This window comes from Simiduia sp. 21SJ11W-1, assembly GCF_024138675.1.
Classification (GTDB): Bacteria; Pseudomonadota; Gammaproteobacteria; order Pseudomonadales; family Cellvibrionaceae; genus Simiduia.
On sequence record NZ_CP090959.1, the window covers coordinates 3,663,871 to 3,684,435 of the forward strand.

A 20,565-nucleotide genomic window follows, 5' to 3' on the forward strand; every position below is an offset into this window, starting at 1 on the left:
ATCGCGGCAGTTCGCCCAAAGCAGCGGCTTCACATGGCCGCGAACCGCAGCCATTGGCTAACCGGTGCCTAGCGGCACTAGATGCCCTGAGCCATCTTGGCCTTGCGTACCAGTTGTACAAACTCTGTGCGGTAGCCGTAGAGATCTTCGCCTTTATTGGCCTGAGCTAAGGCCAGGGCGTCATCATAGCTCCAGCTGCCCGTGTACTTGCCGCCTTTCAACAGTTGCGCAAAACCTGCCACGGCAGTGGCAAATTGGGTTTCACGCATCACCCAGGCGGCCACGCGTGTGTTGGGGTTAACGGTGTTCTGCGCGGCAACGGGTTGCTCAATGAGCTTTGAGTCACGGCCGCCCGGCAGTTTGTAGCGCAACTTTACAAAGGCGTATTCATTGGTATTGGGGGTTGCTTCCAATGCCGTTGCATTTTGGGCTTGGCTGTAACGTGAACTTTCAATTAAAGGCTTGGCGCCTGTGGGGGTAAATTCGTAAATGGCGGTAACTGTGTGGCCTGCGCCAATGTCGCCAGCATCCACTTTATCGTTATTAAAATCTTCCCGCGCAAGCGCCCGTGTTTCATAGCCAATCAGCCGGTATTCCTGCACAGTGGCCGGGTTAAATTCCACCTGGATTTTTACATCTTGCGCGATGGGAAATAAATTACGCGTGGCCTCGGTAACCAGGACTTTTTGGGCCTCGCTTAAGGTATCTATGTAGGCCGCCACGCCATTGCCATTTTGTGCCAGTGTTTGCATCAGGTTATCGTGATAGTTGCCTTGGCCGAACCCCAGAACCGATAGGTAAATGCCCTTTTCCCGCTCGCGCTCCACAAAACCTTTGAGTTCTTCGCGATCGGTGATACCCACATTGAAATCGCCATCGGTTGCGAGAATCACGCGGTTAACGGCCTGCTTATCAAAATTTTGCGCAGCCAGCTGGTAGGCAAGCTTGATGCCCTGTGCGCCCGCAGTAGTGCCTCCGGCGCTGAGCTGTTGCAGGGCATGTAAAATTTTCTGCTTGTCTTGCACGAGCGTCGGCGCCAGCACAGTACCGGCCGCGCCTGCGTAAACGGCAATGGCTACCGTGTCATCCGGCGCCAACTGCGAGAGCAATAACTCCATGGATTGCTTAACCAGCGGCAGTTTATCGGCCGCGTTCATTGAGCCCGATACATCCAATAAAAATACCAGGTTGGTTTTGGGCTTGGCGGCGGCCGCCATCTCATAACCTTTGATGCCTATGTGCATGAGTTTGCGGCCTTCGGCCCATGGCGAATCACTCACCACCACATGGGTATTAAAGGGCGTGGATTTGCCTTCGGGTGCGGGGTATTGGTAATCAAAATAGTTCACCATTTCTTCCACCCGCACGGCCGCTTTTTGGGGCAACACACCCTGGTTAAGCTGGCGGCGCACGAAGCTGTAGGCGCTGGTATCCACATCAATTGAAAAAGTAGATACAGGAGCATCTACCACCCGCTGCACGGGGTTTTCATCCACTGTCTCAAAGCTGTCGCGGCCCTGATCGCTGAAGGCCTGTGGGCTTGAAGGTTCGGAGACTATCGATTCGGAGACTTTGGGCGCGGGCATTGCCGCCTGGTACTCGGCCATTACCGCCTTTTGCTGACGTTTGGGTGGCGCGATCGCCAAAAGATTTGCAGGTGAAGCCGCGCGCTCTACCACAACTTCTTCCAGCGCAGCCGGTGCCGGGCTTTCGGGCTTTGCACCTGCCAGCCGTTCGGCGGGGGCGCGAGGCCCGGTTGTTTGGTCGGCCCTATACAATTCGGCCGAAGGCGCTTGTACATTGCTGGCCTCTGGCAGTGCGGGCGTTACCAGCTCCTGCTGCATTTGTTGTGTCACCATCACCGTTAACACCGCCACGCTTGCTGCTGCGATGCCACTGTAAAGCCACTTGCGTTGAAAAAGTTCCATAATCGATTGCCCTAGGGTTGTGAGTGTCCCCATTGGACGCAAGCCTTGCCAAAATCCTTGGCGCTGGTTGGATTTTTTTTGGGCCAGGTCAAATTCAGCCAGCGCGGCATTGATGGCGCGCGCCTTGGCCGATTCGTTTACCGGTGCCTGTTGCGCCTCGTTTAAAGCGCGCTCCAGGTCGTCATTTGGCCGGTTGTGTTGATCGGTCATGGGCCACTCCCCGATTGCTCTTGCCATTGCCCAATGCGTTTACGTACCTCATGAATACGCCAAGACACTGTGCTTTCTTTAACATCCAAAATGCGCGCTGCCTCTTGGTGTGTAAGGCCTTCGCCCAGCACCAGCAGCACCGCTTCTTTAAAACCTTCGCCCAGCCCTGCGACCCAGGCCAATACCGCCTGCAAAAACACGCTGGTTTCCACAGTGCCGGGCGCCGGACGTGCATTAATCAAGGTATCTTGCGGGTCACTTACACGATTGCTCTCGTGGCGGCGCTGACTCTGTTGCCAGTCTTTGGCGCAATTAATCACCAAGCGGTACAGCCAGGTGTGAAAGGCCGACTCAAAGCGAAACTGGCCAAGGCTTGCCGCCAGTTTGATGCAGGCCTGTTGGGCGATGTCTTCGGCATCTTCCACTACCCCACACCACTTGAGTGCAAACCGGTAGATCACTGCGTACTCGGTATCGACCAGGCGTGCAAAGGCCTGCCGGTCGCCGGCTTGGGCGGCTTCAATTAATGCGCGTTGTGCGTTGCTCAATGTGCCGCTCCAACAGGCCTCGGGTTTAGTGTTAGACGAGCGATCCGGCAAAATCCTTGGCCGCATATCAAGATGCGTGCAACCTCAGGCCCCGTAGATGCAAAACCTGCCAACCACTACAATGGCCCACTCTTAATCACCAGAGCACACTCTACCACCATGACAAGCAACATTGCGCTGCGCGCATTTACCCTTTGTGGTGCACTCATGCTGGCGCTGGCCTTGGCGGCGATTGTGTGGCGGGCCAATCTCAACCCGGCCCTGATTGCCGAGCTGCTGCCGGTGGTGTTTGTGGGCATTGGTGGGGCTACCATCGCCAATGCCTCAGGCGTGGGCGGTGGCGTGGTGTTTGTGCCAGTGTTCGACTACTTCAATAGCGCAGGCATAGTACCTGTAAGCGCCCAGCAAATTGTGGCCACCAGTTTTTTGATCCAGTGCTTCGGCATGAGCACGGGCTCGCTCACCTGGCTGAATAAAATGCAATCTGAACAGGGTGTGGTCACGGGTGTGCCCAAGGGCGATTTCACCCGCATTGTGCTGTGGGTGTTGGCGGGCTGCCTACCGGCACTGTTGGCCACCCAATACCTTCTGGCATTCGCACCAGCTAACGTGCTGTTCTGGTTTAAAAGCCTTTCCATTTGCCTGGGCGCAGCCCTGCTTTTCAGCGTCTGGCGCGACAACCCCAAGGCCCGTGCGCGCACCTCTCTGGCCCGGGCAGACCTCGCCGTATTAATTGTGCTTGGGGTCATCGGGGGTTTTGCCACAGCGCTTTTTTCCGTGGGCGTGGGTGAGCTGGTTGCGCTGTATTTGTTTATTCGCAACTACCCCTTGGTGACCTGTGCGGCCACGGCGGTAATTATCACAGCGGTTACGGTTATCACCGGTATGGTGTTTCATTTGTTGCATACCGATGTGCCCTGGGCACTGGCCGCCTTCGCGGTGCCAGGCGCCATTATTGGCGGCTATATTGCGCGCGGCTTTGCGTATTTTCTAGGGCCTTACCGGCTAAAAATTCTGGCGGGGCTTTGGATTGTGGGCTCCAGCGTCTACCTCCTGGCAGTGCACGGGTAGCGCGCCCCAACTTGCCGGCCCACAGTGCCGGCAAGTCAGTATTTACGGGCTTGAAATACGGGCTTAAAAGTTCCAGCGCCCGTCTTCTACTTCCAGGCTTGCAATAGCGCCGCCGGTTTTCGCAATCACGCACTTCACCTTGCGCGATACGGTATCGCCGTTGGCCTCTGCGCGGTAGTTGTACATAAAGGTGTACTCGCCACGGCGGTAATCGGCCAGTGAATTGCGACGGAATTTAAACCCGGTTTCACCCGCTTGCGTTTGCGCCACTTGGGCATCGCAGGCTTTACGTGCTTCTTTCTGGCTTAGGCCTGCGGCGAAGGTGGGGGCTGCTGCCAGTGCCAATGCGGCCACAATGAGTCGGGAAGCCATGGTGTGTCTCCTTTGGATAATCAATGTGAAAGACGTGCGCTGCACATCAGTCCTTTAATGCAACGGTTGCATTACGAAACGAATGCTAGTTGCTTTAGTTGTTTTTTGCAACTAACATCAGCTGAAAAAGTGAGGCAAAACTCCATGGTCAAAAACAGCTTTTCACACTTGTGCTGCCCGGTTGCGCGCTCCATGGATGTGGTGGGCGAGGCGTGGTCGATGCTGGTATTGCGAAATTTAATGCTGGCCGGGGGTGCGGCCCGGTTTGATCAGATGGTGGAAGAGCTGGGTATTTCCCGCAATATCCTCACCGAGCGCCTGAAACGCCTGGAAGCCGAGGAGATTCTTACCAAGCAACCGGTGCAGGAAGGCGGTCGGCGCATGGAATACAAGCTAACGGCCAAGGGCTGGGAGCTGATGCCCATCATGATTGGTTTTGCCCAGTGGTTTGATCGCTGGCGCGCAGACCCGGAGCGTTCACCGCTAACCTTTCTGGATCGCCGCGATGGCGAACCCATTCAACCCTTGCGGGTGCTCTCGCACGATGGTCGCCCACTGGGGCCTGCGGATATCCGCCCGGTATCGGAAGATGCCTAGCCGCTACTGCGCCGAGAAGCGGCTCTTTTCAAGCCAGGCCTGTGAGCGGTAGCGGGTGGTAGCCGGGCTGCCCACGTTGTACCAAAACGAGGTGCGGTTGAACTGAAATTGCGGCTGATATTTTGGCTGCATGGCCGCCAGCGGGTAGCGTTTGAGGCCGGCCAAACCGCTTTTTTGGGTGGCTTCCAGAATGTATTCCTGCCCGTCTTTGATTAATACCACCCAGGCATGGCCCCCCCCATCATAAGTGCCTAGCGCCACGCGGGCATCCTCGCCCATGTCGATGAGCCAGTCTGCCAGTGCAATGGCGTGATCTTCACAATCGCCGCGGGTGTAGAGGTAGGCCTGGCGGCTGGTTTGCCACACTTCTTCGCCGCCGTGGTTGAGCTTATCGAGCATGTAGGTTTTGCGCCTGGCCAATACCGACAGCGGCACAAATACATTGCTGGCAACAAAGGGGCTGTAGCCTTCAAGGTAGGCATTGACAAAATGGTGGCGTAAATCCAGCCCCATGGCCGAGGCAGTGGCGAATTCAACACCGTGCAATTTGTAGGAGAAAAAGGCCGAGCGGCTGTTATCGCGCCCAAGAATGGTGTGCAGCTGGCTTTCATCGAACAGCGCGCCGTTCATCACAAGCTCAATGCGCCCGGGCCGTGGGCCCTGATGGGTATCTTGCTGTTTTAGCTTGGCAATGCCCTCGGCGTAAGCGCGATCTTCTTGCAGGCGAGAAGCCTGTTGCGCGTCGGCGGTGCGCGCGCGCTTAAACTCTGAAATGCCTTGCAGGGCCACAATCAGCAGCACCCATAACCCAAGCTTGTTCATCTAGCCTTTGAAACCAAAGGTCACAATTAGGGCTACAAAAATTAAAATGGATGAGGCGAAAATTGCCACCGCCACATTGCCGTTTTTCAGCTCTTCTTCAAAGCTCACGTTTTTTAAGAGCTTGTGATCAATCATTAACAGCGCCTTCACACCCACAAACAACGCCACCAGGGTGTATAAAAGATTCACGCCCAGATTCATCAGGGTGGCCAATAAAAAATCCCACTGCATAATCGTTTCCAAGAGGTTAAAAGTTAACGGCTGCGATTTTACCCGGTTAGGCAACCGCCAGATAGGCGAGTAAAACCAAGCTGCTCATCTCGGTAATCTCAACGGCGGCGCCCACGGTATCACCGGTGACGCCACCGAGGCGCTGGCACATCAGCCTGCGCAAAAGCCACAGCTGCACTGCAAGCCCCACCCAAAGCCCGAGGCTTGTAAAACCTGCCAGCCACACAAGGCTGAGCACGGCCATTGCCAGCCACACTGCCACCCACACCAGTTGGCGGGCCCCGTTGGCGCCGGCCACCATAGGGCTTGCCAAGCCGTCTGTACGGGCATAGGGGGTAGTGAAAAATAACAGTGCCGGAACGCAGCGACCAAGGGTTGGCGCGAACAACAAGGCCCACACCACAAGCGGCACCGCCGCCTCGGCAAGCAGGCAGGCCAAGGCTGCAAATTTCACCAGCAGCACACAGGCAATGGTCATTACCGCCGCCGAGCCCGCGCGCGGGTCTTTCATAATTTCAAGAGTGCGGGCTTTATCGCCCAGCCCGCCCAACCAGCCATCGGCCGAGTCGCCCAGGCCATCGATGTGCAAGCCGCCGGTAACAAATACCCAAAACATCACGAGCAAGGCGGCATTCAGCATTGCAGCCGCTGGCAACAGCAGCAGAGCCACTGCCATTAGCGCGCCAATTAACAGCCCAATGAAGGGGAAGAAATACAGTACCCCACGCTGGTGGGCGTCGCTCACCTCGCCAAGGGTGGGCGCCGGCACGCGGGTGAGGAACATCAGCGCCAGCCAAAAACTAGTGATCATCGCCTGCCCGCCCGTTGTGAAAGATCAGTTGTGGCCAATCCGGTTGATCGGGCGCATGGAAATTGCGGATCAAACTCAGGCTGGCGTGGGGGACATGCAGGTGCGACAAGGGCCGCAAAGGCATGGCCAAAAGCTCCGCCAAAATCATGCGGATAACCCCGCCGTGGGTCACAAGCACCACCTGCTTACCCGCCCACTGGGTGAGCAATGCCTGCCAGGCGCCCGCCACCCGGGCGCGAAAATCCGGCAGGGTTTCGGCTGCCGGTGGCGCATGGTGCACAGGATCTCGCCAGAAGGCGGCAATGGCACTGGGTGACTCGGCCTCAACCTCGGCCACCAAGCGCCCCTCCCAGGTGCCGAAATCAATCTCTGCAAAGGCAGATTCCAGGGTGCAACTTATGCCGCGGGCGCGGGCGAAGTCTTGGGCGGGGGCCGCGCAGCGCACCAGCGGTGAGCTGATCACGCCGTCCAGCGCGGGCAGGCTATCGAGCGTTGCGCGCATCTGGCTGAAACCTTCGGGCGTGCAGGGAGAATCTGTGCGGCCGCGGAATATCTGCCCGCCGGTGCAGGCACCGTGGCGCAGCAAGTAAATGCTGGTGGGTTGCATCAACGCTCAGACACGCCAGCCTCGGCAAAGGTGGCCATGTTGTTGTGCAGATCGCAAGCCATACGCAAAAGCCCCACAGCGAGCGCCGCGCCGCTGCCCTCGCCCAGGCGCAAGCCCAGATTCAATAAAGGCTCAAGCCCGGCGGCTGCCAGCGCGGCACCGTGGCCCGGCTCGGCCGAGTGGTGAGAGGCCAGCAACCAAGGCCGGATACCCGGGTTAATCTTGAGGGCGGCCAGGGCCGCCACGGTGCAAATATAGCCATCTACCAGCACCGGTAGCTTGGCTTGGGCGCAGGCTATGTAGGCGCCGGCTAGTGCTGCAATTTCAAAGCCACCCAGGCTGCGCAGCACAGAGAGCGGGTCTGTCACGCCTTGGTGAAAGCTGAGCGCGCGCTCGATAACCGCAACTTTATGGGCGATGCGCTCGTCACTTAAGCCCGTGCCCGGGCCCGTTAAACTTCCTGCTGGTTGATTGAGCATGCGCGCCAACATGGCCGTGGCGGCGGTGGTATTGCCAATACCCATTTCACCGGGCACAAACAATTCACAACCGGCATCCACGGCGCGGGCCACTGCCTCACGCCCCTCATCCAGCGCCCGGTTGAGCTGGGCTTCGGTCATGGCGGGCGCGGCCGTGAAGTTCGCGGTTTGCGGCGCTATAGTGGCATCGCGCATGCCGCGCACCTCTTGCACCTTGCCCACTGTGCCAAGGCTCACCACCTCAAAGGCGGCACCCAGGGATTTGGCCAACACGGTAATGGCCGCCCCGCCAATGACAAAGTTGTCGATCATTTGCGCGGTAACCACTTGCGGAAACGCCGACACCCGCTCTGCGCAAACACCGTGGTCGGCGGCGAAAATACAAATATTCACCTGCTTTACTTCCGGGTGTTTACGCTGCTGGAGGGCTGCCAGATCTATCGCAAGGCATTCCAGCCGGCCCAGAGAACCGGCGGGTTTGGTGAGTTGTTGTTGCCAAGCCCGGGCCTTGGTGCGGTGCTTTTCACTGGGCACCTGACCGGGGTGCAAAAACCATGATTGCATGAGTTCATCCTTTGGATACGACATCCGTGCATTGAATACTCCAACGCCACCCGTCAGGGGCTGACGTCTTTCAAAACCATCGGCAAGCCAGCGGCGCAAAACACCACCCGGTCACAGCATGCTGCCAATGCTTGGTGCAAAAATCCGCTCTCGTCCACGAAACGGCGGTTGATCTCCCCCATAGGCACGATACCCAGCCCCACTTCATTGCTGATGAGGGTAATGGAGCCCGGCGCCTCGGCAAAGGCTTGCAAAAAATGCGCGCGCTCTTTAGCCCAGGTGTCCGCCAACAGGCAGTTGCTCAACCACAGTGTTAAGCAATCTACCAAAACCGGCGCACTATTTGAATGCAAACGCTCAATTAACGCACCAAGGTGCAAGGGTTCTTCTATACACTGCCATTGCTCGCCACGATCAACACGGTGCTTTGCAATACGTTGGGCCATTTCAGCATCCGATTCGGGCTCGCTGGCCGTGGCGATGTAAACAGGCTGCAGGCCGCGGGCCTGCGCCAATACCTGCTGCTCGCCGTAGCGGCTTTTACCCGAGCGGGCACCCCCTAAAATTAACTGCTTCACGCCCACCTCACTATACCCATATACGGCCATTGTATCGCGCTGGACCTGCAGGCAAAGAAAACCGGAAAGGCTGCACACACTGCTAGACTTAACGGGCCGCTCGCGCAATGATTCGCGCCACTACCTGCGCCATGCGCTAATGAAGACACCGAGGCTTAGGCCCATTCATTACCAAGGAACCCTATGACCGATGCCAATACACCTGCTGCCCTGCCCTCTGTTGGCTGGCGTGAGTGGGTTGCCCTGCCGGAGCTGGGCATCAACAACATTAAAGTAAAAGTGGATACCGGTGCGCGCACCTCTGCATTACACACCTTCGGGCTGGAGCTGTTCGAACGCGATGGCCGCGAGTGGGTACGCATGGGCGTTCACCCCATCCAGAAGAGCGATCGGGAGTGGTTTACCGAAGCACCCATACTCGATAAGCGCATTGTGCGCGACTCAGGTGGCCACGAAGAACTGCGCCCGGTGATAGAAACTGACATCCGCCTGGGTGATTACACATTTCGCGCCGAGCTTACGCTCACCAGCCGCGACAACATGAAATTTCGCATGCTGCTCGGGCGCAAAGCTTTGGAGGGCCGCTTTCTGGTGGACTCTCAAGGCTCCTACTTACAATCTGTCCGGCCCACGCCCGACAAACTTTGAGAAACACTATGAAAATTGCCATTCTTTCCCGCAACCCCAACCTCTATTCCACCCGCAGGCTTAAAGAGGCCGCAGAAAGCCGTGGCCACGAGGTAGAAATTATTGATGCCCTGCGCTGTTACATGGCCATCAATCCCTCGGATCTCGACATGCACTACAAAGGCCGGGAGCTCCTGGGCTTTGATGCCGTGATCCCCCGCATTGGTGCCTCGGTTACCTTTTACGGCACCGCCGTATTGCGCCAATTTGAAATGATGGGTGTCTACCCGCTGAATGAATCGGTTGCCATTTCGCGCTCGCGCGACAAGCTGCGCTCTATGCAACTGCTGGCGCGCAAAAATATTGGCCTGCCCACCACAGGCTTTGCCAACCAAACCCGCTACATTCCCGATTTGATCGACATGGTCGGCGGCGCGCCACTGGTCATTAAATTGTTGGAAGGCACCCAGGGCATTGGCGTGGTGTTGGCCGAAAACCGCAAAGCGGCAGAAAGTATTCTTGAGGCCTTCATGGGCCTGGGCGCCAACATCATGGTGCAGAAATTTGTGAAGGAAGCCGGCGGCGCCGACATCCGCTGTTTTGTAGTGGGCGACAAAGTTGTAGGCGCCATGAAGCGCCAGGGCAAAGAAGGCGAGTTTCGCTCCAATCTGCACCGGGGCGGCACCGCAACACTTGCGAAAATTACCCCCCAAGAGCGCGAAACCGCTGTGCGCGCGGCCCGCACCATGGGCCTGAATGTGGCCGGTGTAGACCTGCTGCGCTCATCCAGCGGGCCAGTGGTGATGGAAGTGAATTCCTCACCGGGCCTTGAAGGTGTGGAAGCCGCCACCGGCAAAGACATAGCCGGCGCCATAATCGATTGGATGGAAAAAAACGCCAAGCTCAACGCCTCGAAAACCAAGGGCAAAGGCTAGCGGTATGAGCAAAACTTCAAGCAGGCGTGCAGCCTTTGACATACTGGGCGAGCAGGTGGCGCCCGGCACGCGCGCCATGCTGCAAATGGATATTGGCAAGCTCTACACCAACACCCCGCTCAGCATTGGCGTGGAAGTGATTCACGGCAAGCATGATGGGCCGGTGCTATTGGTTACCGCCGCCATTCATGGCGATGAACTCAACGGCATTGAAGTGTGCCGCCGCCTGGCCAAGCTGCCGGCGCTGGATCGATTACACGGCACCCTTGTATTAGTGCCGATTGTCAACGCCTTCGGTTTTATTCAACAAATCCGCTACCTGCCAGACAGGCGCGATTTGAATCGCTGTTTTCCCGGCAGCGAGAAGGGCTCGCTAGGCTCGCGCATTGCCTACCTTATTCGCAAGGAACTGCTGGAAAAATGTACTCACGTGGTAGACCTGCACACAGGCGCCATTCACCGCTCCAACCTGCCACAAATTCGCGCCAACCTTGAAGATGACGCCAATGTTGCCATGGCCCAGGCCTTCGGCGCGCCGGTGGTGATGCACTCCAATGTGCTAGACGGCTCCTTTCGCGAAGCCGCCGATAAACTCGGCAAGCCCTTTATATTGTATGAAGCGGGCCAGGCGCTGCGCTTTGATGAGCCCTCAATTAACGGTGGCGTAAAGGGCGTGCTGGGCGTTATGGATCACCTGGGCATGCTTAAATCGCGCCGGCGCTCAAAAAAATCCATCGAGCCCATTGTTGCAAGCTCAAGCCAGTGGGTGCGCGCAGCCCACGATGGCATGATGGTAGCCAAAACCGAGCTGGGCGAACGGGTTAAGAAAGACGACCTGCTCGCATTAATTGTTGACCCTTACGGTGAAATGGAGCTGGAAGTGCGCACGCCGGTGAACGGCATAGTGATCGGCCGCAATAACATTCCCGTAGTGAACGAAGGCGAAGCACTGTTTCACGTGGCAAAATTTGATACCGTGCGCGAAGCTGCCAAAACCGTAGAACAATTTCACGAACACATGGAAGATTTGAACGACCCCGATTTGCGCCACACCGACCCCTGGGGAGAGCGCTATGACAGTTAGAGCCATGCTCTTTGATGAGCGCGGCACACTCATCAAAACCGGCGGCCTTGAGCTGGTGAGCCAGTACCATGCCCAAGAGCAATTTCTCTGGCTGGATATCAGCGGTGCACCGGCAGATATCGAGCGCCAGGCCCTGGAGGGGTTTGATTTAAACCCGCTGGCATTGCGCGATGCCCAACGCACACGCCACCCGCCGAAATATGAAGCCTTTAGCGACCATGTTTTCCTGCTGCTGCACGAGCTGCAGCAAAAGGGTGATTGCGAATCCATGGATCGACACCAACTGGCGCTCTTTGCCAGCAATACTCACGTGATTACCCGTCACGACCTGCCTTCGGTCGCAGTAGATTTACACTGGGCGCAATTACACGCCAATCAACAATTGCCCCAGGGCGGCATGGGCCAGCTTTGCTACCAGCTCATGCGCGCGGTGGTAGACCGCTTCTTGCCATTAATGTTTGAAGTAGAACACCGCTTAAGCGAAATCGAAGACGAAATATTTTCTACCAATTCAGACGACCTATTGGGTGAACTGATTAACTACGGCGCACAACTAAAAAAGGCGCGACGCTCGTTTGTTTACCAAAAAGAGTTGGTAGATGAAATATTTACCAGCCATAAACACCAGCTACTGGCCTTTGATGAACATGAGCTTACCGACCTGTTCGAACATTTCGAGCGGCTGGCCAGCCTTTCAAACCTTTACCAGGAACTTACCGCTGATTTAATCAACGGTTTTATCTCCATAAGCGCCCACCGCGCCAACCACATCATGAAATTGCTCACCATCGTCACAGCCATATTTTTGCCGCTCACGCTGATTGCCGGCATTTACGGTATGAACTTTGAACATATGCCGGAATTGAAATGGCACTACGGCTACTTTTTCGTGCTGGGCTTTATGGCCGCCTTTGTGGCTTTTGGTGTGATATTTGTCCGCAAGCGAGGCTGGCTCTAAACCATGCAAGACATCTTAAGTTTCGCATTAATTGATTACGAAGGTTACCGCCTGACGGTATTCGGCCTGCTGAAAATGCTGGCGGTGCTTATTGGCGGAGTGATTGTTTCGAGTATTGTGCAGCGCTCCATCATGCGCCTGGCCCAACTCAAGCGCACCTTCGATGCGCGCGCGGCCTATTCGTTCTCGCGCATTGTGCACTACGCAATCATGACGCTGGCCATTATTTTTTCACTCTCGGTGGCCGGTTTCGACTTTACCAAGCTCGCCATTATTGCCGGCGCACTCTCTGTGGGCATTGGCTTTGGTTTGCAAGGCATCGCCAATAATTTTATTTCCGGCATCATCATGTTGTTTGAGCGCAACATTAACGCCGGCGATGTAGTGGAACTGCAATCAGGCACCTTTGGCACCATAAAAGAGATCAACGTGCGCTCTACGCTCATCAACACGCCAGACAACATGGACGTGCTGGTGCCGAACTCTGAATTTTTATCAGGCCAGGTCACCAACTGGACGCTGCGCGAAGGTGTGGTGCGTTTTCGCATTCCCTTCGGTGTGGCCTACGGTACCGATAAAGACAAAATGCGCGATATCGTATTGAACGCCGCCAACGCCCTACCCACCACAGTGAACGAAGTACCCAGGTATGAAACCCGTGTTTTTATGACGGGCTTTGGCGATTCAAGCCTGGATTTCGTACTGGCGGTGTGGGTTTCAGACGACGCCGCCAAACGCCCTACCACCACAAAATCAGATTACCTCTGGACGCTCGAAAGCGCACTCAAACGCAATGGCTTTGAAATTCCCTTTCCGCAGCGTGATTTGCACCTGCGCTCGGATTTTCGCACCCAAGATAAAAGCGGCACATTGGAAACCGGGGAATAAGGCCGGCGAGCGCTAAAATGTGGGCACATCTTGCTGTGCCCGCCTAGCCAGAGCGCCTGCAAACATACACGCTGTTAATGGCATCTACCTGCTGAAACGGATTATAAAAGCTCACCAGGTGCGCGCTTACCTCACTGAATACCTCGCCCAATAGTGCGCTAAACTTTTCATCGGGCGCATTTTGCGACCACATGGCAAACACACCGCCCGGTGCCAGCTGGCCTGCCATGCGTGAAAGATTTTCCACGCTATAGAACTCGGCATTTTGTGCGTTTAAAAATTCGCTTGGCGAGTGATCAATGTCCAATAATATTGCATCGAACTGACGCCCCGGCGTGGCCGGGTCGAAGCCCTTGGCCGGATTCATCGCCAAGTCAAAAAAATTACCCAATACAAAGCGTGCACGGGCATCGGCATTCAACACTTTGCCTAGCGGCACCAGCTCCTGCTCGTGCCAATGAATTACCGTGGCCAGTGCATCAACCACCAACAGCTCGCTCACACGGGTATGGGCCAGCGCCGCCACAGCCGTATAACCCAGGCCGAGCCCGCCCACCACCACACGGGCATCATCGCGCGCAAGCGCCGCCAGCCCCAAATGTGCCAGCTGCTCTTCGGCCTCTACAAACATGCTGGACATCAAAAATTCTTCGCCAAGCTTCACCTCCCAAATGGGCTCTGGGCCCAGCACGGGAATAACCCGCTTGCGTAGCGATATTTCACCCAAGGGGGAAGGCTGACTGTCGATTTCTTCAAAGAGTGGCGGCATAAGGCGTCTCGATAGTGGTCACTTGGCTGAACCGGCACCAATACAAGCTGCCAGAATATGAAAAATTCCTATTATGCATTAATTGCATAAAAAATATTGGCGCTGCAGGCAAAATGCCCGGGCTTGAAATAGCGGCTTTGCCCGCTATAGTTTTTATCTCGCCTATGGAGTTCACCATGTTACTGACTCGCCTTGTGTATACCAGCACTATATCCAGTGCCTTTACCAGTGATGATCTGGAAAAAATCCTTGAAATATCACGCAAAAATAATCCAAAAAAAGGCATTACCGGCATGCTGTTTTTTAACCAGAAATATTTTTTGCAGTGCCTGGAAGGATCACGCCAGGAGGTGAACGCCACCTACCATAAGCTCGCCAAAGATGCCCGCCACACGAACATCATCATACTGGATTACAAGGAGGTGGATTTTCGTGAATTCAGCGCTTGGTCTATGGGCTATCTGCCGGAATCCAGCTTAACGGCCCCCATCATTTTGAAGTACTCGGGCTTAAATGCCTTTAATCCCTACGAAATGTCTGGCGAAAGTGCCCACAAAATGATGCTTGAATTACATGGCAACGCCAACCAAAGCACTTAACCCGGCTGCCTATACCCTGCAGGCGATACAAGCTGCTTGAATAGGCCTGATTCTGGGGAAGCCTAAAATTTTCTTATATTAATTTACTGTAAGAACTCCCTAGTTATTACCGCGCCCACGGTAACTGCCCGCAATCAGCCTTTAATTTATCGCAGTTTAACGATGTTAAGCCTGCCTAAAATGATTGACACGCCAATCTACGGCGTACCTGCATCAAAATTACGCCATCTTGCCCAAACTGCAGCCTATTGCGAAATAAGTTTCTAAAGCTACGCTTAGTTTTGCCGAAAACCTGAAGCGCAATTGTGCATCACCGCTTGCATAAAATTATTGTAGAAGTTGCTGTCATATCACCTAGCAGTGCGGGAACTATCCATTCCATAACCAGATTATCGGGCCGCACCGGTATTTTGCACTAGCGCCAGTTGACTCGCGGGTTTGCCAAGGTCGGGCAGGGAAACAGGAGCTTTTGTGTGTCTATCGATTTAAAACAATTTCACCAAACCTTCTTTGAGGAAAGCCTTGAAGGGTTAGATGTGATGGAGCAGTCGCTGCTCCAGGTACAAAACGAAGACGGCGACAACCCAGAGCTCATTAATACCATCTTCCGCGCAGCCCACTCCATTAAAGGTGGCAGCGGCACCTTTGGTTTTGCCGACATCGCAGAATTCACCCACCTGCTGGAAACCCTGCTCGATGAAGCCCGCGATGGCAAGCGCACCCTCGATACCGAGGCCATCGACCTGTTGCTGAAATCCACCGATTGCCTGCGCGCCATGGTGGCGGGCCACATGGCCGATGCGCCCGCTGCGGCCAACATCACCGATGAACTTGCGGCAGGTTTTAAAAAGCTTCTGGCACAAGCACCCGGCGCTGCAGGCGCGCCGCAAGCGGCCCCCACGCCATCGAGCACACCATCGGAATCCAGCAGCACCCGGGTTTGGAATATCAGTTTCATTCCCAACCGCGACATATTATTGAGCGGCAACGAGCCGGCACGGATTTTTCGCGAGCTGGCCGAACTGGGCGAATGCCTGGCGCTGGCCGATGAATCACAACTGCCCGAGCTGAACCTGCTCACCCCCGATGAATGTTTTTTACAATGGCAACTGTGGCTGCGTACAGCCGCGGCCGAGGCCGATATTCGCGAAGTGTTTGAGTGGGTAATAGACGATTGCACACTCACTGTCCGCCAGGCAGCCGATGCCGAGTGGCCGGGCGAAGACGCACAGGCCGACACGCCCGTTAGAGCCCAAAATAATTCAGAGCAATCGGCAGTGAGCGAAGTCACTGCGCCCGCGCAAGCTGCAACCGCTCAGGCGACAGACGCGCAAGCTAAAGCCACAAGCCCTGCCGCGAGCCCGCCTCAAGGCCCTAAGAAAGCCGCGCCAGCCGCAGAACCCGCCCAGGCGGTAGCCAGCCCCCAGTCGTCGTCTATTCGGGTGGGCATCGATAAGGTAGACAGCCTTATTAACCTTGTGGGGGAGCTTGTGATTACCCAATCCATGCTCTCGGAATTGGGTAACGATTTCACCATGGATCGCGTAGACAGGCTCAACAACGGGCTTGAGCAGTTGATGCAAAACACCCGCGAGCTGCAAGAGAGCGTAATGCGCATTCGCATGCTGCCCATCAGCTTTGCCTTTAACCGCTTCCCGCGCATGATTCGCGATTTAAGCCAGAAAACCGGCAAGCAGGTAGAGCTGAAACTCAGCGGCGAGCAAACGGAACTGGATAAAACCGTGATGGAACAAATCAGCGATCCGTTGGTGCACCTGGTGCGCAACGCCGTGGATCACGGGCTGGAACCGCCGGCTGAGCGCGAACAGGCGGGCAAAGCCGCCACCGGCAACCTGCACCTGAACGCCTTTCATCAGGGTGGCAACATTGTCATTGAAATTTCCGATGACGGGCGCGGCATCAACGGCGAGCGGGTGCTGCAAAAAGCCATCGAAAAAGGCCTGGTGCCCGAGGGCACAGAGCTTAGCCAGCAACAGATTTTTGATTTGATATTCGAGCCCGGCTTTTCCACCGCAGCCACCGTGAGCGACATCTCCGGGCGCGGCGTGGGCATGGATGTGGTTAAACGCAACATCAAATCCTTAGGCGGGCGCATTGAGGTGATCTCGGCCCAAGGCAAGGGCTCCACCTTCCGCGTGCACCTGCCCTTAACCCTTGCCATTCTCGATGGCCAGCTGGTGCGCGTGGGTGGCGAAACCTACGTCATCCCCCTGGTGACCATTGTGGAATCGCTGCAAATGCAGCCCGACTCCATCAACTATGTGTCGGGCAATATCCCTATGTATCGCCTGCGCGAAGACAACGTACCGCTGGTGGCCATGAACCAGCTGTTCGATGTAGAGACAGACCCCACCGCGGTAGATAACCAATTGCTTGTGGTGGTAGAAGCCGACGGTCAAAAACTGGGCCTGCGCATCGACGACTTACTGGCCCAACAGCAGGTGGTGATCAAGAGCCTGGAAAGCAACTACAAGCGCATTGAAGGTGTATCCGGCGCCACCATTTTAGGCGATGGCTCAGTGGCGCTGATATTGGATGTCACCGGCATTATGAACCTGGCGCTCAGCCAGCGCGGCAGCAACCCGAGGGCCGCGTAACATGAACAGCCAGACAACCCCCGAACTCATCGCCGTACCCGAAGTGCACACCGCAGCCCAAGATGCCTACACCGGCATCGATTTTATCAGCACCGGTGATCAGTACCTCACCTTTTACCTGGGCCGCGAGCTCTACGGGGTAGACATTCTAAACGTTACCGAAATCCGCGGCTGGGATGCCCCCACCCGTATTCCGAACGCCGCAGGCTACATGAAAGGCGTGGTGAATATTAGGGGCCTTGTGATCCCCATTATCGATTTACGCATTTTATTTGGCGTTGGCGAGCCCACCTACAACGCCACCACGGTGGTGGTGGTATTGGCCATTCACACAGCCCAAATCGATCGCACCATGGGCTTTGTGGTAGATGCGGTGAGTGATGTGCTGGATGTTGATGCCGCGAAAATCAAACCGGGCATTCACCTTACGGGCACTGTTTCCAAAAGCTATATTCGCGGCTGCGTTAATTCAGAAAATGAAACCATCACATTGCTCGAACTCAGCCAAATTATACAGCTGGATAGGTCTGGCTAGAAAAACACAATCCTATTACCCATAAATTTTACTAGATATTCTGCACCACTTACGAGGAACACAAGATGAGTAAATCCAGCAAAGCTCAAGATACAACCGAGCCGCAAGACGAGGCTGTGCAGATTGATATATTGAATGCGCAGGTTGAAGCCATCAGCAGATCCCAGGCGGTAATTGAGTTCAACATGGACGGCACCATTATTACCGCCAATGAAAATTTCACCAACGCCGTGGGTTACGAACTGGGTGAAATACAAGGCAAACACCACAGCATGTTTGTCACAGCGAAAGACAAAGCGAGTGCTGCCTACAAACAGTTTTGGGAGAAATTAAACCAAGGTAAATTTGATGCAGGCGAGTATAAGCGTATAGGCAAGGGTGGCAAAGAGATCTGGATACAAGCCACCTATAACCCCATACTAGGTAAAGACGGAAAACCCTTTAAGGTGATTAAATTTGCAACCGACATCACCGAACAGAAACTGAGCTACGCCAATTATTCGGGCCAATTGGCCGCCATCAATAAAGCGCAAGCAGTCATTGAATTTAATATGGACGGCACCATCATCACAGCCAATAAAAACTTCCTGGATACCGTGGGCTATACGCTAGATGAAATCAAAGGCCAACACCACGGCATGTTTGTAGAAGAAAGCTACCGTCAAAGCCAAGCCTATAAGAAATTCTGGCAGGAACTCGGCAAAGGAAACTATGAGGCGGGCGAGTACAAACGCATTGGCAAGAACGGAAAAGAAATCTGGATACAGGCCTCCTACAACCCCATTATGGATATGGATGGCAATCCCATGAAAGTGGTGAAGTACGCCACAAATATCACCGAGCAGAAGCAGCAGTTTGCCAATTTTTCCGGGCAAATGCAGGCCATTAGCAAGGCCCAGGCGGTAATCGAGTTCAATATGGATGGCACCATCAGAACTGCAAATGAAAACTTTCTGAAAACCCTGGGTTATTCTTTAGACCAGATTAAAGGCAAGCACCACAGCATGTTTGTGGAGCCAGGCTACAAGAACAGCCAGGAGTATAAACAGTTCTGGGCAAACCTTAATGAAGGAAATTACGATGCAGGGGAGTATAAGCGCATTGGTAACAACGGCGCTGAAATCTGGATTCAAGCCTCTTACAACCCCATCCTTGATCCGGAAGGCAAGCCCTATAAGGTGGTAAAATACGCAACCGACATTACCGAGCAGAAGAATTTGAATGCGGATTTCTCCGGCCAGATTCGTGCCATCAATAAATCTCAAGCCGTGATTGAGTTCAATATGGACGGCACCATCATCAAAGCCAACGACAACTTTTTAAATGCCGTAGGCTACTCTTTAAATGAAATACAAGGCAGGCACCACAGCATGTTTGTGCTGCCAAAACAGCGTGACAGCCAAGCCTACAAACTTTTTTGGGAAAAGCTTAACCAAGGGAAATTTGACGCTGGCGAATACCAACGCGTAGGCAAGAACAATAAAACCATTTGGATTCAGGCTTCCTACAACCCCATTCTTGATGCCGAGGGCCGCCCGTCCAAGGTGGTAAAATACGCAACCGACATCACCGAGCAAAAAGAGCTGCAAGCCATGATTGAACTTGTACTTGCTGATGCAGGCAAGGTGGCTGAATCACTTTCGGCGGGTGATTTAACCGTCACTATGGATAACGAGTACCAAGCGCAATTCCAGGCGCTGGCCTCTGCCATGAATAGCTCTATGAGTAATCTTACCGACATGGTGCGCAAAATCCGGGATGCCTCAAATAACGTATTCAGCGCTGCTCGCGAGATCGCCCAAGGCAATAGTGACCTTAGCCAACGCACTGAATCGCAGGCGTCAAATCTTGAAGAAACCGCCTCGGCTATGGAAGAGCTCACCACCACCGTGCAGCAAAATGCCGAAAACGCCACCGAAGCCACACGGCTTGCCAACGGCGTAAAACAGCGTGCCAGCAACGGCGGCAGTGTAGTAAGCAGCGCCGTTCAAGCCATGGAAAACATTAACCGCTCAAGCAAGAAAATTGCAGATATTATTGGCGTGATTGATGAAATTGCCTTCCAAACCAACCTGCTGGCATTGAACGCAGCCGTTGAGGCCGCCCGCGCGGGTGAGCAGGGCCGGGGGTTCGCAGTAGTTGCCGCAGAAGTGCGCAACCTCGCGCAACGCTCGGCCGCCGCCGCCAAGGAAATCAAAGGCCTGATTAACGACAGCGTAGAGGCCGTTGGCAACGGCACAAAACTGGTAGACGAAACCGGGCAAACTTTTAGCGAACTGGTAGACGCCGTAAACGAAGTGGTGGCCATGATTTCCGATATCGACTCTGCCAGTAAGGAGCAGGCGGCGGGCATTAGTGAAATCAGCCAGGCAGTGGCACAAATGGATGAAATGACGCAGCAAAACGCGGCCTTGGTAGAAGAGGCTTCCGCGTCCAGCCGCGCCATGGAAGATCAAGCCCAGCAGCTGCTACAGCAAGTCAGCTTCTTCAATACAGGTGATGAAGAAGAGGCCCCAACCTCCGTTAAAGACAATGGCGCAACAAGGCCCAAGCTCAATGGTGCAGCCAAAACCAATGGGCGGGTGCCACCCCGGCACAGGCAAGCGGCCCAACAAGCCGCTGCAGATCAATGGGAAGAATTTTAAAAGGTTAAATTGGTTACAACCCACGATTACAGGCTACCCGGGTAGCCTGTTTTTTTGCGCAGCCTTTGGCTCTAACTTGGAATTCGGCA

21 protein-coding genes are annotated in these 20,565 nt (G+C 55.0%); 11 read left to right on the forward strand and 10 right to left on the reverse strand.

Annotated elements, in window-relative coordinates; genetic code table 11:
- Positions 1–77: 77 nt before the first annotated feature.
- Together L1F30_RS16150 and L1F30_RS16155 are read right to left on the reverse strand one after the other, a co-directional pair.
- Positions 78–2,138, reverse strand: coding sequence for a VWA domain-containing protein (locus tag L1F30_RS16150; protein ID WP_253357860.1), 2,061 nt, complete (start codon positions 2,136–2,138; stop codon positions 78–80).
- Entirely contained in the window at positions 2,135–2,686 is a 552-nt protein-coding gene (locus L1F30_RS16155) for an RNA polymerase sigma factor (protein ID WP_253357861.1), read from the reverse strand. The genes L1F30_RS16150 and L1F30_RS16155 overlap by 4 nt, the downstream gene beginning before the upstream one ends.
- 159 nt (positions 2,687–2,845) lie before the next feature.
- On the opposite strand from L1F30_RS16155, the gene L1F30_RS16160 reads away from it, so the two are divergent.
- Positions 2,846–3,757, forward strand: a complete 912-nt coding sequence (locus tag L1F30_RS16160) for a sulfite exporter TauE/SafE family protein (protein ID WP_253357862.1) — start codon at positions 2,846–2,848, stop codon at positions 3,755–3,757.
- A 63-nt stretch (positions 3,758–3,820) separates the two neighbouring features.
- Here the strand turns inward: L1F30_RS16160 and L1F30_RS16165 are convergent, their stop codons facing one another.
- Positions 3,821–4,129: a hypothetical protein gene (locus tag L1F30_RS16165; RefSeq protein WP_253357863.1), complete on the reverse strand. Its 309-nt coding sequence runs from the start codon at positions 4,127–4,129 to the stop codon at positions 3,821–3,823.
- Positions 4,130–4,273: 144 nt separating this feature from the next.
- Here L1F30_RS16165 and L1F30_RS16170 point away from each other — a divergent pair, with 144 nt between their 5' ends.
- The gene (locus L1F30_RS16170; protein ID WP_253357864.1) at positions 4,274–4,726 is read left to right on the forward strand and encodes a helix-turn-helix domain-containing protein; all 453 of its coding nucleotides are present in this window, start codon (positions 4,274–4,276) and stop codon (positions 4,724–4,726) included.
- Positions 4,727–4,729: 3 nt separating this feature from the next.
- Here L1F30_RS16170 and L1F30_RS16175 read toward each other — a convergent pair whose 3' ends face one another.
- From L1F30_RS16175 to cobU, 6 genes are read right to left on the reverse strand one after another with little or no spacing between them, the layout of a single operon-like run.
- Complete coding sequence (locus L1F30_RS16175; RefSeq protein ID WP_253357865.1) at positions 4,730–5,548, reverse strand: transglutaminase-like cysteine peptidase; 819 nt, start codon at positions 5,546–5,548, stop codon at positions 4,730–4,732.
- Positions 5,549–5,779 (reverse strand): DUF350 domain-containing protein, encoded by a 231-nt coding sequence (locus tag L1F30_RS16180; protein WP_253357866.1) that lies wholly within the window; start codon positions 5,777–5,779, stop codon positions 5,549–5,551.
- A gap of 46 nt (positions 5,780–5,825) precedes the next feature.
- Complete coding sequence (cobS, locus tag L1F30_RS16185) at positions 5,826–6,590, reverse strand: adenosylcobinamide-GDP ribazoletransferase (RefSeq protein ID WP_253357867.1); 765 nt, start codon at positions 6,588–6,590, stop codon at positions 5,826–5,828.
- Positions 6,580–7,197, reverse strand: coding sequence for a histidine phosphatase family protein (locus L1F30_RS16190; RefSeq protein ID WP_253357868.1), 618 nt, complete (start codon positions 7,195–7,197; stop codon positions 6,580–6,582). Before L1F30_RS16190 ends, cobS begins: the two co-directional genes overlap by 11 nt.
- Positions 7,197–8,240, reverse strand: a complete 1,044-nt coding sequence (gene cobT / locus L1F30_RS16195) for a nicotinate-nucleotide--dimethylbenzimidazole phosphoribosyltransferase (RefSeq protein WP_253357869.1) — start codon at positions 8,238–8,240, stop codon at positions 7,197–7,199. The genes L1F30_RS16190 and cobT overlap by 1 nt, the downstream gene beginning before the upstream one ends.
- A gap of 53 nt (positions 8,241–8,293) precedes the next feature.
- Positions 8,294–8,818, reverse strand: coding sequence for a bifunctional adenosylcobinamide kinase/adenosylcobinamide-phosphate guanylyltransferase (gene cobU, locus L1F30_RS16200; RefSeq protein ID WP_253357870.1), 525 nt, complete (start codon positions 8,816–8,818; stop codon positions 8,294–8,296).
- Positions 8,819–9,001: 183 nt separating this feature from the next.
- Between cobU and L1F30_RS16205 the strand changes: the two genes are divergently transcribed.
- Genes L1F30_RS16205 through L1F30_RS16225 form a run of 5 tightly spaced genes read left to right on the forward strand, consistent with a single transcriptional unit; the run spans position 9,002 to position 13,310 of the window.
- Complete coding sequence (locus tag L1F30_RS16205; protein ID WP_253357871.1) at positions 9,002–9,466, forward strand: RimK/LysX family protein; 465 nt, start codon at positions 9,002–9,004, stop codon at positions 9,464–9,466.
- 8 nt (positions 9,467–9,474) lie between these two features.
- A complete protein-coding gene (gene rimK, locus L1F30_RS16210; protein ID WP_253357872.1) occupies positions 9,475–10,380 on the forward strand; it encodes a 30S ribosomal protein S6--L-glutamate ligase in 906 nt (301 codons plus the stop codon).
- Between the two features lie 4 nt (positions 10,381–10,384).
- Positions 10,385–11,464, forward strand: a complete 1,080-nt coding sequence (locus L1F30_RS16215; protein ID WP_253357873.1) for a succinylglutamate desuccinylase/aspartoacylase family protein — start codon at positions 10,385–10,387, stop codon at positions 11,462–11,464.
- A complete protein-coding gene (gene corA / locus L1F30_RS16220; RefSeq protein ID WP_253357874.1) occupies positions 11,454–12,422 on the forward strand; it encodes a magnesium/cobalt transporter CorA in 969 nt (322 codons plus the stop codon). Before L1F30_RS16215 ends, corA begins: the two co-directional genes overlap by 11 nt.
- A 3-nt stretch (positions 12,423–12,425) precedes the next feature.
- Entirely contained in the window at positions 12,426–13,310 is an 885-nt protein-coding gene (locus tag L1F30_RS16225) for a mechanosensitive ion channel family protein (RefSeq protein WP_253357875.1), read from the forward strand.
- Positions 13,311–13,353: 43 nt separating this feature from the next.
- Here the strand turns inward: L1F30_RS16225 and L1F30_RS16230 are convergent, their stop codons facing one another.
- The gene (locus L1F30_RS16230; protein WP_253357876.1) at positions 13,354–14,079 is read right to left on the reverse strand and encodes a spermidine synthase; all 726 of its coding nucleotides are present in this window, start codon (positions 14,077–14,079) and stop codon (positions 13,354–13,356) included.
- A 176-nt stretch (positions 14,080–14,255) separates the two neighbouring features.
- Here L1F30_RS16230 and L1F30_RS16235 point away from each other — a divergent pair, with 176 nt between their 5' ends.
- The 4 genes from L1F30_RS16235 (at position 14,256) to L1F30_RS16250 (ending at position 20,476) form a co-directional block, all read left to right on the forward strand.
- A complete protein-coding gene (locus L1F30_RS16235) occupies positions 14,256–14,678 on the forward strand; it encodes a BLUF domain-containing protein (protein WP_253357877.1) in 423 nt (140 codons plus the stop codon).
- A 473-nt stretch (positions 14,679–15,151) separates the two neighbouring features.
- Positions 15,152–17,296, forward strand: a complete 2,145-nt coding sequence (locus tag L1F30_RS16240; RefSeq protein ID WP_253357878.1) for a chemotaxis protein CheA — start codon at positions 15,152–15,154, stop codon at positions 17,294–17,296.
- 1 nt (position 17,297) lies between these two features.
- Positions 17,298–17,831 carry a chemotaxis protein CheW gene (locus L1F30_RS16245; RefSeq protein ID WP_253357879.1) on the forward strand — a complete coding sequence of 178 codons (534 nt, stop codon included), beginning with the start codon at positions 17,298–17,300 and terminating at the stop codon, positions 17,829–17,831.
- 65 nt (positions 17,832–17,896) lie between these two features.
- The gene (locus tag L1F30_RS16250) at positions 17,897–20,476 is read left to right on the forward strand and encodes a methyl-accepting chemotaxis protein (RefSeq protein WP_253357880.1); all 2,580 of its coding nucleotides are present in this window, start codon (positions 17,897–17,899) and stop codon (positions 20,474–20,476) included.
- Positions 20,477–20,565: the final 89 nt, after the last annotated feature.